Below are 15,801 nucleotides of genomic sequence, written 5' to 3'. Positions count from 1 at the left end.
CCTTCATTCGTTCAGCGAGTGGGGATGGCGCTTCACAACTCCTGCTGTAAGCCATGATTTTTTTCGCAGCCGCCGCGTGGCGGGAAGATTTTAATATGCGTTAAGACTGCGCTGTGTTAAGCAAAAACCTTTCTTTCGCGTTTTTTGCCCGTAGACGCCAGCGCGTGGCTGAAAAGACTTTTAAGTACCATCCCGCCCGCGCGGTGTTCATCAGAAACCTTCTGTCTTCTGTTTTTTTCAGCCAGCCATTGTCTTCGCAGACGCGTTTACGGCCACCCAGACAACCCCAGACAGAAAAAAGAAAAAGGCTCTTAAAGGCGGCGGTGTTGAGCGCTATCCGGAGCGCCGAACGGAGCGTGACGGCCAGGACGAAGCGGCATGGATGCCGCTGAGAGGGCGGAATGAGCCAGGGATGGCGAATCCGCGCGGTCCGTGAGGCCGTTGCGGCGGAGTGAGGGAACAGCGCAGGCTGGCGCAGGGCGCGGATTGCAAAGGGCCGCGCCCATCGGCCCTTTGCCCGTACGCCGCAGCGGGGCGGATGAAACTGCCGTGCGGTTAGCGGGCGGAACCCGCTCAGGGTCAGACCAGCACAGCGGCCAATGCGCGAGCCCGCGCAACTAAAAATCGGCATAGCGGGCCGGAACCCGCTCAGAGCAATGCCGACTGAGCGGCCGGAACCTGCGCAGAGTCAGGCCAGCTCAGCGGTCAACGCGCCAGTCCGCGCAACTAAAAACCGGCATAGCGGGCCGGCACCCGCGCGGAATAATACCGGATGAGCGGCCGGACCCCGCTCAGGACAATATCTTCAGAAATTAACGCGTAACACGCTAACCTAAGGGATAATGATTTCACGCAACGCGGCGTCCGCATGGCGCCGCAATAATAATGCAGGTTTTTAAGAGGGTTGGCAGATGGAACAGTTACTTGAGCGTTTTCTCAGTTACGTCGCCGTGGAGACAACGGCAAAACCTCAGGCGCGGCAGGTGCCGAGCAGTGAAGGGCAGTGGACGCTGGCGCGTCAGCTACAGGAAGAACTCATTGCGCTGGGCTGTGTGGATGTGTCGTTAAGCGATCACTGCTGCGTCATGGGCACCCTGCCTGCGAACGTCGATTGGCCAACGCCGGTGATCGGCTTTATTTCACACATGGACACCTCGCCAGACTACACGGCAAAAAACGTGCAACCGCAAATTATTGAAAACTATCGCGGAGGGGACATTGCACTGGGCACGGGTGAGGAAGTCCTCTCGCCGGTGATGTTCCCGGTATTGCACAAACTCATCGGCCATACGCTGATCACCACCGACGGTAAAACGCTGCTCGGCGCCGACGACAAAGCGGGCATTGCGGAAATCATGACGGCTTTGGCGCGGCTGGCGCAGGGCGATATTCCGCACGGTGCGATCCGCGTGGCGTTCACGCCTGACGAGGAAATTGGGCGCGGCACCTCGCATTTTGACGTGGAAGGTTTTGCGGCGGACTGGGCTTATACGATAGACGGCAGCGATTTGGGCGAATTTGAGTTTGAAAATTTCAACGCCGCCACGGCGATCGTGAAGATCACCGGCAACAATGTGCATCCAGGCAGCGCCAAAAATGTGATGGTTAACGCGCTGGATCTTGCGATGCGCTTTCATGCCGAGCTGCCTGCGAAAGAGAAGCCGCAGTTCACCGATGGCTATGAGGGTTTCTTTCATCTGCACAGCATCAAAGGCACGGTAGAGCATGCGGAACTGATGTATCTGATTCGTGATTTTGACGCCGACAGCTATGCGCAACGCAAACAGCAGCTGCAGGATATCGCACAGCGCGTGGGTAAAGGACTACAGCAAGAGTGCGCCGTGGTCGTTGAGATCAGCGACAGCTACCGCAACATGCGCGAAAAAGTGGAACCCCATCCACAAATTATCGAGCTGGCGCTGCAGGCGATTCGCGAGTGCGGCATTGAGCCGAATGTGAAGCCGATTCGCGGCGGCACTGACGGTTCAGCGCTTTCCTGGAAAGGCTTGCCGTGTCCGAATCTGTTCACCGGCGGCTACAACTATCACGGCAAGCATGAGTTTGCCTCGCTGAATATCATGTCGCAGGCGGTAGAGGTGATCGTGCGACTCGCCGCACTGGCCGCAGAGAAAAAGTAACGCGTTTGGCGGACGGCAGATGAAAAAAAAGGTGCACCAGGGTGCACCTTTTTGACTGCGATGACGCCGGTTATTCAGCGAAGAACCAGTAGCCGCTGTTGACCAGCGCGGCGAGCTGCGCCAGTAGCGAAGGGTCATCCAGCGCATCACCGAAATCGTCCAGCGTTAGCACGTGATTGCGGGCCAGCGCGGCCAGTACCTGCGGATGATTGCAGGTAACGTGTTCACCGTTGACATACACCGCATCGCCCAGCGTCAGCACGCGCAGGCCGCCAAGGCGGGTTAACGCATCGCCTTGCTGCAGTGCATCGTAGATTTCGTCCGGCTGATAAGGCGGTTCTGGCGGCGCAATGTCGAGTTCATGGCGCGATTGGGAGATAAATTCGCCAAACCACTGCGAAAACTGCTCAGGCTGGTTAATGACATCCAGCATCACCTGACGAATACCTTCAATCTCTGACGGCAGGATCTGCGAAGGGCAGTCGCGCGTTGGCACCTCAGGATCGCTATAGCGGCGGCTGCCCAGTTCGTGCGCCAGCATATAATCAGCGAAACCGCTGATCAGCTCACGGCCATTGGGCGCGCGGAAGCCCACGGAGTAGTTGAGGGCGTTTTCCAGCGAATACCCTTCGTGCGGGAAGCCCGGTGGAATGTAGAGAATGTCACCCGGCTCCATCTCTTCATCGATAATGGCGTCAAACGGCTCAACCTGCAGCAGATCGGGGTGCGGGCAGTGCTGTTTCATCGCCACTTTTTCACCCACGCGCCAGCGGCGACGGCCGGTTCCCTGAATAATAAACACGTCGTATTGATCGAAATGGGGTCCGACGCCGCCGCCCGGCACGGCGAAGGAGATCATCAGATCGTCAATGCGCCAGTCAGGCAAGAAGCGGAACGGCCGCATCAGGGCTGCGGAAGGTTCGTGCCAGTGGTTAACTGCCTGTACCAGCAGCGACCAGTTGTTTTCGCCAAGGTGGTCGTAACTTTCAAACGGGCCGTGAGCTACCTGCCATTTACCATTGTTATGGCTCACGAGGCGGCTGTCGACCTCGTTTTCCATTGCCAGTCCAGCCAGCTCATCGGGAGAAATAGGATCAATGAAGTTTTTAAAGCCACGCTTGAGCACCACCGGCCGTTTTTGCCAGTAGCGCTGAAGAAAGTCGGGCCAATTAATATCGAGCTGATAGTCCATACGGAGGTTCCGGTAAGGGGCATGAATGGTGCCAAGTATAACAGCCTGCGGCCCGTTCTACTCGCGATGATGCTCAACTTCCTGGCGCTGAAAAACCACTTCCATGCGTGCGCCGCCCAGCGGACTGGTGGTGGCAACAATGTTACCTGCGTACTGTTCCAGGATATCGCGTGCCACCGCCAGCCCCAGCCCTTGACCAGGGCGCAGCGTATCGGCGCGCTGACCGCGGACGAAAATCAGGTCGCGTTTGCTTTCGGGAATGCCTGGCCCGTCATCATCAATATACAAATGCAGTGCTTTATCGGTTTGGCGCGCCGTCACTTCGATAAACTCAAGGCAGTACTTACAGGCGTTATCCAGCACGTTGCCCAGCACTTCCATAAAATCGTTTTGATCGCCGATAAACGTCAGCTCCGGCGAAATATCCAAATTAATCGCCACGCCTTTGCGTTGATACACCTTGTTCAGCGCCGAGCAGAGGCTATCGAGCAGCGCCGACACCGAATGGAGATCGCGCTGCAGCGGATTGTGATCCGCCTGCATACTGGCGCGGTGCAGGTAATAGCCAATCTGCTGGGAAATGCGGCTGATTTGCTCCAGCATCACCGGCTCCGCCTCTTCAATCGTGAGCGCCTTGCCGTTGCGCAGCGAGCGCAGGGTGCTTTGCAGCACCGCAAGCGGCGTTTTCAGGCTGTGGGTGAGGTCGGAAAGGGTGGTGCGGTAGCGCGTGTAGCGCTGCCGTTCGTTGGTCAGCAGCAAATTGAGATTGCGCACCAGGCTGCGCAGTTCCTGCGGCGGATTATCATCGAGATTTTCGCGGTGCCCGGTCTCCAGTTCGCGCACTTGCGCGGTGAGATCGCCAATAGGACGCAGGCTCCAGTGCGCCGCTAGCCACAAAAGCGGGATGATCAGCAATAAATTGGCAGCCAATACATAGCTAAACCACGACCAAACGACGTCAGAGTGCTGGAGCTCCTGAGGGATGGAGTCCACCACCACGATAGTGAGTGCCGGCAGATTTACGGTGGCGTCATAGCGATTCACCGCCACCGAGTGCGTAAAGGTGTCGTTGTCGTTGCTGTCCAGCTTGTGCAGACGCTCTTTGACTTCGGAATTGTTGCCAATGGCGGCCAGGCTGGTGCGATTGCTGGTGTCGATTTCATAGAAATCGGGTTTCAGTAGCCACTCGCGGCGGATGTGCTTGCGAATGGCGGGCACGTCGCGCTGCTGCCACAACAATTTGCCGCTTTCGTCGTAGATAAACACCAGCGTAGGGAAGTTCAGCGTCATGCGTTCGGGCTGCGCAATGGTCAGCTTATTGTCCTGCCATTGGGCGAGCGTGAAGAACAGATTGCTCTCACCGCGCATAACGCGATAGGTGTTCTTATCAAAGCTCACCACGTAGCCAATCACCGCTACCATGCCGTAGGAGAGCGATAAAAACAGCACAATCGCCGCTGTAGCCAGCAGAAAGCGCGCGCGTAGTGAGAACGGACGCAGGCGGCCTAACCCGCGCATACATTACAGATCAAAGCGATAACCCTGGCCGCGAACGGTGTTAATGACGTCCACAGGATGCAGCGCGAGGATCTTTTTGCGCAGTCGTCCCATTAACACGTCGATGGTGTGGCTTTCGCGCAGTTCAGCATCGGGATAGAGCTGCAGCATCAGCGAATCTTTGCTGACCACTTTGCCTGCGTTGCGGATCAGCGTTTCAACAATGGTGTACTCAAACGCGGTGAGCTTTACGGGTTCATCGTTGACGGTGAGCTCGCGGCGGGAGAGATCCACCTGGAAAGGCGCCATAGCGATAATTTGTGACGCGTGTCCGCTGTTGCGGCGCATCAGCGCTTGCAGACGTGCGGCCACCTCTTCGATATGGAAAGGCTTGGTCACATAATCATCCGCACCCGCTTCCAGCGCCTCAACTTTTGCCTGCCAGCCTTCGCGAGCTGTCAGCACCAGAATGGGTTGGCGCACGGCGTCACCGCGCCAGCGACGAATCAACGACATACCATCTTCGTCGGGCAAGCCTAAATCAACCAGGGCAATATCCGGCGCATGTTCCTGAAGGAAATAGTCGGCCTCTTTGGCGTCTTCCGCGGCATCCACTTGATGTCCCATCTCGCGCAGCTGAACGGAGAGGTGATGGCGCAGTAGCGCATTATCTTCCACAACCAGGACACGCATAATATTTCCTTACCTTCAAACGCAATGATGATGGCGAAAAGTATACGTGAAAAGAGCTAAACCGGAGAGCAACGCGCTCGAGTGCTTAAAACGCCAGGCAACGGGTGCCAGTACGGCACGTCCGTGGCCTGACGTTCGCGCAACGCGCTTATTTTAGCTCGTCAACCATCTGTACCGCGCGGCCAAGGTAGTTAGCCGGCGTCATCTGCTTCAGTCGCGTCTTTTCTGCTTCCGGTAGCGCCAGGCTATCAATAAAGGCCTGCATGCCGGCGGCGTCAACGCGTTTACCGCGCGTCAGCTCTTTGAGTTTCTCATACGGTTTTTCAATGCCGTAGCGGCGCATGACGGTCTGAATCGGTTCCGCCAGCACTTCCCAGTTGTGATCCAGTTCGTCCAGCAGACGCTCACGGTTCACTTCCAGTTTTGCGATACCTTTCAGCGTAGCCTGGTACGCAATCAGCGCATAACCCACGCCCACGCCGAGGTTGCGCAGCACGGTGGAGTCGGTGAGATCGCGCTGCCAGCGCGACACGGGCAGTTTGCTCGCCAAATGCTGCATCACCGCATTGGCCAAGCCCAGATTGCCCTCAGAGTTTTCAAAATCAATCGGGTTAACTTTATGCGGCATGGTCGAGGAGCCAATTTCACCGGCCACAGTTTTTTGTTTGAAGTGATTAAGTGCCACATAGCCCCAGATATCCCGATCGAAGTCGATGAGAATGGTATTGAAGCGCGCCACGCAGTCAAACAGCTCGGCAATATAGTCGTGTGGCTCGATCTGGGTGGTGTACGGGTTCCAGGTGATGCCCAGCGAGGTAACGAACTGCTCGCTCAGCTGATGCCAGTCCACTTCGGGATACGCGGCAATGTGCGCATTGTAATTGCCCACCGCGCCGTTGATTTTACCCAGTACTTCGATTTTGCCCAGCTGCCGCAGCTGCCGCTCCATGCGGTAGGCGACGTTAGCCATCTCTTTACCGATGGTAGAAGGCGTGGCGGGCTGGCCGTGGGTGCGCGACAGCAGAGGAATATCGCGATAGGCGTGCGCCAGTCCCTTCACCGCATCAATCAGCTGCTGCCAGAACGGTTGGATAACGTCGCGGCGCGCGGTTTCCAGCATCAGCGCATGGGACAAGTTATTAATGTCTTCAGAGGTGCAGGCGAAGTGGATAAATTCAGATACGGCGTGCAGTGAGGGGACGTCTGCCACTTTTTCCTTCAGGAAATACTCCACCGCTTTAACGTCATGGTTGGTGGTGCGCTCAATGGTTTTGATACGCGCAGCGTCTTCTTCACTGAAATTTGCCACAATGGCGTCAAGGAAAGCGTTTGCGTCAGCGTCAAATGCAGGAACTTCCTTGATCTCTGCGGTCGCAGCCAGTTTTTGTAACCAGCGAACTTCAACCTCAACGCGGAATTTCAGCAGACCAAATTCGCTGAAAATTGCGCGCAGCGGGCTGACTTTATCGCCGTAACGACCATCGACAGGTGAGACGGCGGTCAGAGAGGATAATTCCATCAGTGCAACTCCTGAATCGTTAACAAAATGGGGCTGGGCGACGGTTAATACGCCGGATCCAGCCGAGATAAAAGGGTTTTGGCTTCATTGAGCAACCGCTGGCGCGAGAACATCAGCTGCAAGCGACCACCGCCTACCTGCTGCCACAGCACGGCGGCACGAATACCGGCCAGCAGGGCCGCACGCACGCGATGCTGGACCTGCGTGTTTTGTAGCACCTGGGCTGAGCCGGTGACTTGAATGCGCGGGCCAAGCGGACTGATGACGTCGACATAAATACTGGCCATGGCGCCGGTCAGGGTATCGGAATCCAGGGCGTAATGTTCCAACTGGCGGTCAAGCTGTGCAATGCGCTCGGCCAGCGTATTAAGGGCCGTTTTGTTGCCGTGTAACTTACGCTCCAGCACCATGAGGCTCAGCGTGTAGCGCGTGAGCTCAGCGCCAGCGCCTTTGCGCGCGCCGCTATTAAGCACGGCCATTAAGGTTTCTAAGCCTAAGCGTAGATTGGCTTCGTTATTGCCAAAAACCGCAAGCGTCGAGGCCGGATTGAGATCCAGCAGGCTCTGAAGCGAGACGCGCAGGGCGCTGTTGTCACACTGGCCCTGATGCGCCAGCTGTTGCACCAGATGCGCCGACTGGCAAATGCCCGCCAGCGCAAGAGTGATGTCATAATAGTTGCGGGCCACGCTCACCTCCTGTAACCGCGTCGGCAGCGCCGACGTTAGCCTTCTGCCAGCGGCAGGCGCTGTTCGATGATGCCGCCGCCCAAACAGACGTCACCCTGATAAAACACGGCCGACTGGCCAGGCGTCACCGCAGCAACCGGCTCGTCAAAGCGGACTTCGATACGATCGTCCTCGTGTGGGATAACCTCGCAGGGAATATCCTGCTGGCGATAGCGCGTTTTCACCGTGCAGCGCAGCGGCGTGGTAATAGGCTGACGGTCAACCCAGTGCAGCTGTTGTGCGATCAGCCCCACTGACATCAGGCGCGGATGGTCGCCGCCTTGTGCAACAATAAGACGGTTACGCGCCACGTCTTTGTCCACCACGTACCACGGGTCATCATTGCTCTCTTTACGCCCGCCGATGCCCAGGCCTTTACGCTGGCCGAGCGTGTGGTACATCAATCCTTGATGTTCGCCCACGATCTCACCCTCGACCGTTTCAATTTCACCCGGCTGTGCGGGTAAATAGCGGCCCAGAAAATCGCGGAATTTCCGCTCGCCAATGAAGCAGATGCCGGTAGAGTCTTTTTTCTTGGCGGTGATCAAGTCCAGCTGCTCCGCAATGCGGCGCACTTCGGGCTTCTCCAGTTCGCCTACCGGGAACAGGCTCTGTGCAATTTGCTGGTGGCTCAACGTGTAGAGAAAATAGCTTTGGTCTTTATTGCCGTCTAAGCCGCGCAGCAGCTGGCTCTTGCCCGCAACGTCCGCGCGGCGCACGTAGTGACCGGTCGCAATAAAGTCAGCGCCTAAGTCATCGGCAGCGAACTCGAGGAACGCTTTAAATTTGATCTCTTTGTTGCACAGAATGTCGGGATTGGGCGTGCGTCCGGCTTTGTACTCTTCCAGAAAATGCTCAAACACATTGTCCCAGTACTCCGCCGCGAAGTTGATTTTATGCAGTTTAATGCCGAGCTTGTCACACACGGCTTGCGCGTCAGCCAGATCGTCAGCCGCGGTGCAGTACTCCTCACCGTCGTCCTCTTCCCAGTTCTTCATGAACAGGCCTTCTACCTGATAACCCTGCTGTTGCAGAAGCCAGGCGGATACGGAGGAATCGACGCCGCCGGACATTCCGACGATCACTTTTTTCTGGCTGTTGTCAGACATGACGCACTCACAATTACATTAAAAACAGGCGGCGCATTCTATCATGCGGAAGCCGGGCGCGCACCTTCGTGAAACGGCCACTGAAACGGCGCAATCAACTGCAGCGGGTAGCGCGCGCCCTGCTGCCAAAGACGGACGCTTTCGGCCACCAGCGGCGAGCGCAGCCGGTTGGCAGACAAAATCTGCTCTGGCGGCAGCCACCAGCAGCAGTCAATATCGCGGTCGTGCGGGGAAGTCTCACATTTTTTCGGGAGATCGAGGCCAAACAGAAAACGCACAAAAGGTGTATCGTCTGGGGCGATCCACTGCTGGACACCGAGAAAATACTCGGGTTTTGCATTGATGCCGGTCTCTTCAAACAGTTCGCGCTGCGCCGCTTCCAGCAGGGTTTCGTTGGCTTCGAGGTGGCCCGCAGGCTGATTCCAGGTGATGCGGCCTTTAACGCGCTCCTCGACCACCAGCAATTCCCCCTCCGCCTGCACGATACAGGCGACGGTTACATGAGGTTTAAACATCGTAACTCCATCATTGTTAACCTAACGTTATCGAATAGGTGCAGATTACACCGCTGCGCTAATGTCGCGCCACTCGCCCGGTGCCAGATTATCCAACTGGTGTTCGCCGATAGCAAAACGAATCAGGCGCAGCGTCGGCAACCCTACGTGTGCCGTCATCCGGCGCACCTGGCGGTTACGCCCTTCGTACAGGGTGATTTTAAGCCACGAGGTCGGAATAGATTTACGCGCCCGAATCGGCGGCTGGCGCGGCCAGAGCCACGCGGGTTCCGCCACACACTCCACCTCCGCCGGCAGCGTCGGCCCATCGTTAAGCGTCACGCCTTGGCGCAAACGGCGTAAATCGCTTTCCTGAGGTACGCCTTCAACCTGCGCGTAATAGATTTTCCCGGTGCGTTTGCCGGGCTGCGTCAGCCGCGCCTGTAGCGCACCGTCGTTGGTTAAAAGCATGAGTCCTTCACTGTCGCGATCGAGGCGGCCTGCGGCGTAGACGTCGCTCACGGAAACAAAATCTTTGAGCGTTTGGCGGCCGGCTTCATCACTGAATTGCGGCAGTACATCAAAAGGTTTGTTAAAAAGAATGACGCGCCGCGGGCCGCGCGGGCGCGCAGGGCGACGCGAAACGCCACTGGGACGTCTATCCGGCTGATGTCGTTGAGAAGTTTTTCGCATGGGCTTTGCAGTTAGTCTGAGTCGGCGCATTATAGCGCGAAACCGTGGTGATTGGCGTGGCGTAAATATTCAAGTAGTATTGACGCGCATCTTACAAATCATTAACAAAAAAGCGCTCGAAGGAGAGGTTAATGGAAAGCAAAGTAGTTGTTCCGGCGGAAGGTCAAAAAATCACCCTGAATGAGGGAAAAATCAACGTCCCTAACAATCCCATCATTCCTTACATTGAGGGTGACGGTATCGGCGTTGACGTATCCCCAGTCATGCTGAAAGTGGTAGACGCCGCTGTGAAGAAAGCCTACAACGGCGAGCGTAAAATTTCCTGGATGGAAATTTACACCGGCGAGAAATCGGTCGAACTTTACGGCCAGGACGTCTGGTTACCGCAGGAAACCCTCGATTTAATTAAAGAGTACCGCGTTGCCATCAAAGGCCCACTGACGACGCCCGTTGGCGGCGGTATTCGTTCTCTGAACGTTGCGCTGCGCCAGGAGCTGGATCTTTACGTGTGTCTGCGCCCGGTGCGTTACTACAAAGGCACGCCAAGCCCGGTTAAGCGCCCTGAAGACACGGATATGGTGATCTTCCGTGAAAACTCAGAAGATATCTATGCTGGTATCGAGTGGAAAGCGGGCACGCCAGAAGCAGACAAAGTCATCAAGTTCCTGCGCGAAGAGATGGGCGTGAAGAAAATTCGCTTCCCTGAGCAGTGCGGTATTGGTGTGAAGCCGTGCTCGGAAGAGGGCACCAAGCGCTTGGTGCGTGCGGCCATTGAATACACCATCACCAACGATCGCGATTCGCTGACGCTGGTACACAAAGGCAACATCATGAAGTTCACCGAAGGCTCTTTCAAAGACTGGGGTTACCAGTTAGTGAAGGACGAGTTCGGCGGCGAGCTGATCGATGGCGGTCCATGGATGAAGTTCAAGAATCCAAACACCGGTAAAGAGATTGTGGTGAAAGACGTGATTGCCGATGCGTTCCTGCAGCAGATCTTGCTGCGTCCGGCCGAATATGACGTTATCGCCTGTATGAACCTTAACGGCGACTACATCTCTGATGCGCTGGCAGCGCAGGTTGGCGGTATCGGTATCGCACCGGGCGCTAACATTGGCGACGAGTGCGCGCTGTTTGAAGCCACCCACGGTACCGCACCGAAGTACGCGGGCCAGGACAAAGTGAACCCCGGTTCCGTGATCCTGTCTGCAGAAATGATGCTGCGTCATATGGAGTGGTTCGAAGCGGCGGACCTGATTGTTAAAGGCATGGAAGGCGCAATCGCTGCTAAGACCGTGACCTATGACTTCGAGCGTCTGATGGATGGCGCTAAACTGCTGAAATGTTCAGAGTTTGGTGACGCAATCATCGCTAACATGTAATAACGTAAGTTATTGTAACCCCAATTTCTTGTCTGGAAGTTGGGGTGATTTCCCCAGCCTAAAAACTCTTCTGCAAAACCTTTCTGCAAAACGGGTGATAAATCCACCTAATTCAAATGGCGACAATCAACCATTCCTTACCACGGTCATCATTAGATTTATCTGTTTGGACCTGATTTTTATGTCCGAGCAAACGCTTTGTGCCCATCCCTGATCTCGACAGAGGCGCTCTGCAAGCGAACGCTGTTCATGGAATGTTGGGGGGCTTCCATTTTTCCAGTCAATAGTGGTCATCTTCCTTGCTTTGCTAAATCCGGTAGTGATTGAGCTAATGGTAAGGGCTTCACCGCGTTTTGCTTGGGCAGTGGTGTGATGATGGTGGATCACAAACTTACTTAAAATTCTGTCTCTGCACCGAGATTGAATCGCCACGGGTTTAACAGACATCTCAGAGTCATTTAAGATGACTTAAAGAGAGGTGCCAATTAGCGGTAAGCGTTATCCCTAAGAGTTTAAAATTGAAGCAGTCAAACAGGTTGTTGATCGTGGTTACTCTGTTTCCAGCGTTGCAACACGTCTTGATATCACCACCCACAGCACTTAAGCCTGGACAAAGAAGTACGGTCCGGATTCTTCCACTAATAAAGAACAGCCAGATGCTCAGGCCGAGATCCACCGACTCCAGAAGGAGCTGAAGCGGGTTACCGACGAACGGGACATATTAAAAAAGCCGCGGCGTACTTCGCAAAGCTGTCCGAGTGAGGTACGCCTTTATCCGCGCCAACAGCCGTTGTTGGCCTGTTCGCCTGCTCTGTCGGGTTCTGGATGTACATCCGAGTGGATTTTATTTCTGGCTTCAGCAACCACATTCACAGCGTCACCATGCAGACCAGATGCTGACCGGGCAGATCAAACGGTTCTGGCTTGAGTCTGGCTGCGTCTATGTTTATCGCAAGATCCATCTCGAGCTGCGTGATACCGGGCAGCAGTGCGGAGTGAACCGGGTCTTGCGGCTGATGAAGCGTGCCGGAATAAAAGCTCAGATTGGGTACCGTAGCCCACGGGCACGTAAAGGCGAAGCCAGTATCGTGTCGCCTAACTGGCTCCAGCGGCAGTTCAATCCGGATGCTCCGGATAAGCGTTGGGTAACGGACATAACCTACATCAGGACCCAATAAGGATGGCTGTATCTTGCCGTGGTAGTTGATCTGTTCTCACGCAAAATTATTGGCTGGTCAATGCAACCCCGTATGACAAAAGAGATTGTCCTGAACGCATTACTTATGGCGGTGTGGAGGCGTAATCCTCAAAAACAGGTATTTGTTCACTCTGATCAGGGTAGTCAGTACACGAGCCATGAGTGGCAGCCGTTCCTGAAATCACAATGCCTGGAGAGCAGCATGAGCCGTCGCGGTAACTGCCACGATAATGCGGTTGCGGAAAGCTTTTTCCAGTTACTGAAACGCGAACGAATTAAGAAAAGAATCTACGGAAAGAGAGACGAAGCCAGAAGCGATATTTTTGATTACATCGAAATGTTCTATAACAGTAAGCGTCGACATGGTTCGAGCGATAAGATGTCACCGACAGAATATGAAAACCAGTATCATTAACGGCTCAGAAGTGTCTAGATTATCCGTGGCGATTCAAATGAAAGAAAGGGGTATAATTCCTGAAAGTGACGACACGCTGGGTTTTATCGCAAACAATCTGGTGATTGCGTCACCAGAGTGCGTTAACGGAAAAGGCCTGCCCGATGATTACGATATTGTGACCGACCCCAATAACCCAGATGCGTACTCGCTAAACGTTATAGCGATGGTCGCCAAGCTGACACATGCCATATAGGCCCAGCAGGAACAGTTGATGGCGCGTGACTCTGCAATAGAAGAACTGCAGAAGCGTCCAAAAGCACTGGATGGACTGGATGCGTAAAAAAGCCCCGGCGACGGGGCTAACAGCTACGTTAAGCTTAATGGCTTTACGAGTTAACGGTCATGACTCATTCTAAAGCTTAAATGCTCACCCGATTCAGCGATTAGCGCTTCTCGAAGGAAGCTTGGGTCAAAAGCTTTTTTATTTGTGCTATAAGATGCTTCAACGACGGCACCTTTATAATTTCTAAGTTCATGCACATATTGGGGTGTAGAGTAAATGAAATTATTTTTATCTTGATTAAGTAAAACATGGTTACGCTGCCACAATCTTGCATCTCTTTGATTTATCATGGTTTGTAATCTGTCGGGCCTGTAGTCTTGGGGATTTTGAGTGTGTGCTTCAAACTGTCTTAGCAGCGTCATTATTGTGTAATCGAGTTCAGCGAGATACTCATTTGTAGCAATAACAACATTGTACCCAGCGGTGAGGTCGTCAGTGTATCTCATTTTATACACTTTCTGATTTAAGAGTAAGAAATCTTCACTGAGTGAAGAGTATAAGTTTCTATCAAAGTTTTTCAAAGCTGTCCAATGAGCCTTTTTGAGATGCCCATGACTTTCATTTCCATTAAAAGATAAGTAAGCTTTTAAAGCTTTTTCAATTGCAGTGCTTGCAAGGATAGATGCCTGTACAGGCATGTAATTAAGAAACAACATTCTAGACGCTAGATAATCTAAGGTACTATCACCAATAAAACCTTGTAATTTTTTTACTCTTACAGGATCGCGTGTTTCTTTTGACTTTTTATTCATAAAAATCCCTTTGTATGTAATCAGGTTTCAATGAAGCACTTTTAGGATAGGATCGTGCCTTCCCGCTTCAATTATTTCAACAACACCTAGCAATTTATTCACAAACCATTTCGCAATTTCAGTAGGGATGCTGATTGCCATATCTGGAAGAATCTGCGTGTTATAGATATGATCCGTCAGTAAGTCTTTCATCTTGAGGTTCAGCACCAGAATCCGTCCCCACGCGCTATAAATCATCCCAAAGTCAGTGAGCTCCGGCATGCGGCCAATGTTTTATTTATCAATATCACTCATTGAAAACCCGCGAAAAACTGTTTAAAAAAAAGTATTGTTTATTATGCTTTTGAGATCAATGTTGTTGGCGCTGTTCAAGGTAAAAATGTTTATTGGATGAAAATGCCCGCAGTTTCGCGAGCATCATTATCAGCGACTGGACATGTACAGCGTTACTTCAAGTCCAAGGCGCAAATCCACGAACTCATGCTTTTTCCACATCTTATAAATCCTCTTTGAAATGATTGATCCATCCCAACCCAAAAATTTGTTGAAATTTCAACCATTGAGCTGCGTGCATAAATGAGTACAAAAAATAATACCCATTCTCTGTTACCATTTATAAATCAAAATGATAGCAAAGAATTTTCATTACTTTGCCTTCAACATTCATAACTCTGGCGCATATGCGCAGATAAGGTCATTGTTCCATACCTCTGTTGTAGAAGGTTCTGGCTCAAGTGGCATTGTTGCAGTTCAGACCATTACAGGAGGCGCCTATACCCGATATCAGTCCAACCAGTCGCGCAGTGCTTACGCTCCAGACTCATGGGTTTCCTTGTCGGATATGAGGCTTAAAAAAATATCCAAAGGATCTAAGACCCGCTGGAAAAAATGCGCCTTATTAAAGGCGTAACATGGGAAAGGCTGGACGATATCGCTCCGGGGATTGGTTTTATCGCGCAAGCGTTCAGAAAGTTTTCCCCGACAGTGTTACATCTATGGGGAACAGAAGCCTTGAAGATGGAACACTAATTGAGAATGTGCTTAGTCCAGACACATCAGGTGTGGCTGCAGCGCTCCACCACGAGGCGATCCTATCTTTGATGGATATTATTGATGAATAAAAAAGCGATAACTCAAAACAATATGAAATCATCAAAGCGATGGGGGGCCGCCTCAAAGACCTGGATGGTCTGGACGGCTAAAAAAGCCCCGTCGACGGGGCAGAGGTATACCGCGCACATCTGTAAGCGAGCTACGGGGTGAGTGATTAAAGCGCAGCCAGCAATAACCCGACCCATCAAATAAATCTCCTTTCCCACCAAACACTTTACAAATCCCCCGAGCGAGACGGCTTGATCATTTTCACTGATTGATATTGCTGTATTTATATACAGTAACTCATTGAGATAATGAAAATGGAGCTTTTACGACCTGCGGATATCCGCGCCATTCTGGAATTGCCACTCTACGTAAGCCGCGTGCCGTGCGGCTTTCCTTCACCTGCACAGGACTACGTTGAACAGCGTATTGACCTGAATGATTTGCTTGTGCAGCACCCAAGCGCGACCTATTTCATCAAGGTCAGCGGTGATTCAATGATCGAGGGTGGCATAAACGATGGCGACATGCTGGTTGTTGATTCCTCTCTCACCGCTGAGCACGGCGATAT

At 53.3% G+C, this 15,801-nt stretch carries 15 protein-coding genes and 1 pseudogene; 5 read left to right on the top strand and 11 right to left on the bottom strand.

The genetic code is table 11. The features are described from left to right. Positions 1-911: 911 nt before the first annotated feature. Positions 912-2,138: a peptidase T gene (gene pepT / locus LU196_RS00080; protein WP_232757711.1), complete on the top strand. Its 1,227-nt coding sequence runs from the start codon at positions 912-914 to the stop codon at positions 2,136-2,138. Positions 2,139-2,208: 70 nt separating this feature from the next. Here pepT and LU196_RS00075 read toward each other — a convergent pair whose 3' ends face one another. From LU196_RS00075 to rluE, 8 genes are all read right to left on the bottom strand, one after another. Beyond that, a complete protein-coding gene (locus LU196_RS00075; RefSeq protein ID WP_232757710.1) occupies positions 2,209-3,330 on the bottom strand; it encodes a cupin domain-containing protein in 1,122 nt (373 codons plus the stop codon). 57 nt (positions 3,331-3,387) lie between these two features. Next, positions 3,388-4,848 carry a two-component system sensor histidine kinase PhoQ gene (gene phoQ, locus LU196_RS00070; RefSeq protein WP_232757709.1) on the bottom strand — a complete coding sequence of 487 codons (1,461 nt, stop codon included), beginning with the start codon at positions 4,846-4,848 and terminating at the stop codon, positions 3,388-3,390. A 3-nt stretch (positions 4,849-4,851) separates the two neighbouring features. After that, positions 4,852-5,520, bottom strand: coding sequence for a two-component system response regulator PhoP (gene phoP, locus LU196_RS00065; RefSeq protein ID WP_255697693.1), 669 nt, complete (start codon positions 5,518-5,520; stop codon positions 4,852-4,854). A gap of 148 nt (positions 5,521-5,668) precedes the next feature. Beyond that, on the bottom strand, positions 5,669-7,039 hold the full coding sequence (gene purB / locus LU196_RS00060) for an adenylosuccinate lyase (protein ID WP_232757708.1): 1,371 nt from the start codon (positions 7,037-7,039) through the stop codon (positions 5,669-5,671). 44 nt (positions 7,040-7,083) lie between these two features. Beyond that, the gene (hflD, locus tag LU196_RS00055) at positions 7,084-7,725 is read right to left on the bottom strand and encodes a high frequency lysogenization protein HflD (protein ID WP_232757707.1); all 642 of its coding nucleotides are present in this window, start codon (positions 7,723-7,725) and stop codon (positions 7,084-7,086) included. Positions 7,726-7,760: 35 nt separating this feature from the next. Continuing rightward, on the bottom strand, positions 7,761-8,873 hold the full coding sequence (mnmA, locus tag LU196_RS00050; protein WP_232757706.1) for a tRNA 2-thiouridine(34) synthase MnmA: 1,113 nt from the start codon (positions 8,871-8,873) through the stop codon (positions 7,761-7,763). A gap of 41 nt (positions 8,874-8,914) precedes the next feature. Then, complete coding sequence (locus LU196_RS00045; RefSeq protein WP_232757705.1) at positions 8,915-9,388, bottom strand: NUDIX domain-containing protein; 474 nt, start codon at positions 9,386-9,388, stop codon at positions 8,915-8,917. A 45-nt stretch (positions 9,389-9,433) separates the two neighbouring features. Further along, positions 9,434-10,090: a 23S rRNA pseudouridine(2457) synthase RluE gene (gene rluE, locus LU196_RS00040; RefSeq protein WP_232757704.1), complete on the bottom strand. Its 657-nt coding sequence runs from the start codon at positions 10,088-10,090 to the stop codon at positions 9,434-9,436. A gap of 101 nt (positions 10,091-10,191) precedes the next feature. Here rluE and icd point away from each other — a divergent pair, with 101 nt between their 5' ends. The 3 genes and pseudogenes from icd to LU196_RS00025 all read left to right on the top strand — a co-directional run bounded on the left by icd (position 10,192) and on the right by LU196_RS00025 (position 13,290). After that, complete coding sequence (gene icd / locus LU196_RS00035; protein WP_232757703.1) at positions 10,192-11,442, top strand: NADP-dependent isocitrate dehydrogenase; 1,251 nt, start codon at positions 10,192-10,194, stop codon at positions 11,440-11,442. Between the two features lie 517 nt (positions 11,443-11,959). Further along, positions 11,960-13,055, top strand: a pseudogene (locus tag LU196_RS00030) (IS3 family transposase). Further along, a complete protein-coding gene (locus tag LU196_RS00025; protein WP_232757702.1) occupies positions 13,036-13,290 on the top strand; it encodes a hypothetical protein in 255 nt (84 codons plus the stop codon). The pseudogene LU196_RS00030 and the gene LU196_RS00025 overlap by 20 nt, the downstream one beginning before the upstream one ends. A 140-nt stretch (positions 13,291-13,430) precedes the next feature. Here the strand turns inward: LU196_RS00025 and LU196_RS00020 are convergent, their stop codons facing one another. From LU196_RS00020 to pqqA, 3 genes are all read right to left on the bottom strand, one after another. After that, positions 13,431-14,132, bottom strand: coding sequence for a hypothetical protein (locus LU196_RS00020; RefSeq protein ID WP_232757701.1), 702 nt, complete (start codon positions 14,130-14,132; stop codon positions 13,431-13,433). Positions 14,133-14,159: 27 nt separating this feature from the next. Beyond that, positions 14,160-14,324: a hypothetical protein gene (locus LU196_RS00015; RefSeq protein ID WP_232757700.1), complete on the bottom strand. Its 165-nt coding sequence runs from the start codon at positions 14,322-14,324 to the stop codon at positions 14,160-14,162. A gap of 231 nt (positions 14,325-14,555) precedes the next feature. Beyond that, positions 14,556-14,627: a pyrroloquinoline quinone precursor peptide PqqA gene (gene pqqA / locus LU196_RS00010; protein WP_232758239.1), complete on the bottom strand. Its 72-nt coding sequence runs from the start codon at positions 14,625-14,627 to the stop codon at positions 14,556-14,558. A 920-nt stretch (positions 14,628-15,547) separates the two neighbouring features. Here pqqA and LU196_RS00005 point away from each other — a divergent pair. Beyond that, positions 15,548-15,801, top strand: a 254-nt coding sequence (locus LU196_RS00005) for a S24 family peptidase (RefSeq protein ID WP_304622720.1), incomplete at its 3' end; no start/stop codon positions are given.

The organism is Pantoea sp. Mb-10 (genome assembly GCF_021272205.1).
Taxonomy (GTDB): Bacteria; Pseudomonadota; Gammaproteobacteria; order Enterobacterales; family Enterobacteriaceae; genus Pantoea.
This window is presented reverse-complemented; position numbering and strand designations above follow the sequence as displayed.

Bases quoted from the DNA above. Each gene is read 5' to 3' on its own strand.
- pepT (WP_232757711.1), top strand. From the start codon at position 912: ATGGAACAGTTACTTGAGCGTTTTCTCAGTTACGTCGCCGTGGAGACA.
- LU196_RS00075 (WP_232757710.1), bottom strand. From the start codon at position 3,330: ATGGACTATCAGCTCGATATTAATTGGCCCGACTTTCTTCAGCGCTAC.
- phoQ (WP_232757709.1), bottom strand. From the start codon at position 4,848: ATGCGCGGGTTAGGCCGCCTGCGTCCGTTCTCACTACGCGCGCGCTTT.
- phoP (WP_255697693.1), bottom strand. From the start codon at position 5,520: ATGCGTGTCCTGGTTGTGGAAGATAATGCGCTACTGCGCCATCACCTC.
- purB (WP_232757708.1), bottom strand. From the start codon at position 7,039: ATGGAATTATCCTCTCTGACCGCCGTCTCACCTGTCGATGGTCGTTAC.
- mnmA (WP_232757706.1), bottom strand. From the start codon at position 8,873: ATGTCTGACAACAGCCAGAAAAAAGTGATCGTCGGAATGTCCGGCGGC.
- LU196_RS00045 (WP_232757705.1), bottom strand. From the start codon at position 9,388: ATGTTTAAACCTCATGTAACCGTCGCCTGTATCGTGCAGGCGGAGGGG.
- rluE (WP_232757704.1), bottom strand. From the start codon at position 10,090: ATGCGCCGACTCAGACTAACTGCAAAGCCCATGCGAAAAACTTCTCAA.
- icd (WP_232757703.1), top strand. From the start codon at position 10,192: ATGGAAAGCAAAGTAGTTGTTCCGGCGGAAGGTCAAAAAATCACCCTG.
- LU196_RS00025 (WP_232757702.1), top strand. From the start codon at position 13,036: ATGAAAACCAGTATCATTAACGGCTCAGAAGTGTCTAGATTATCCGTG.
- LU196_RS00020 (WP_232757701.1), bottom strand. From the start codon at position 14,132: ATGAATAAAAAGTCAAAAGAAACACGCGATCCTGTAAGAGTAAAAAAA.
- LU196_RS00015 (WP_232757700.1), bottom strand. From the start codon at position 14,324: ATGAAAGACTTACTGACGGATCATATCTATAACACGCAGATTCTTCCA.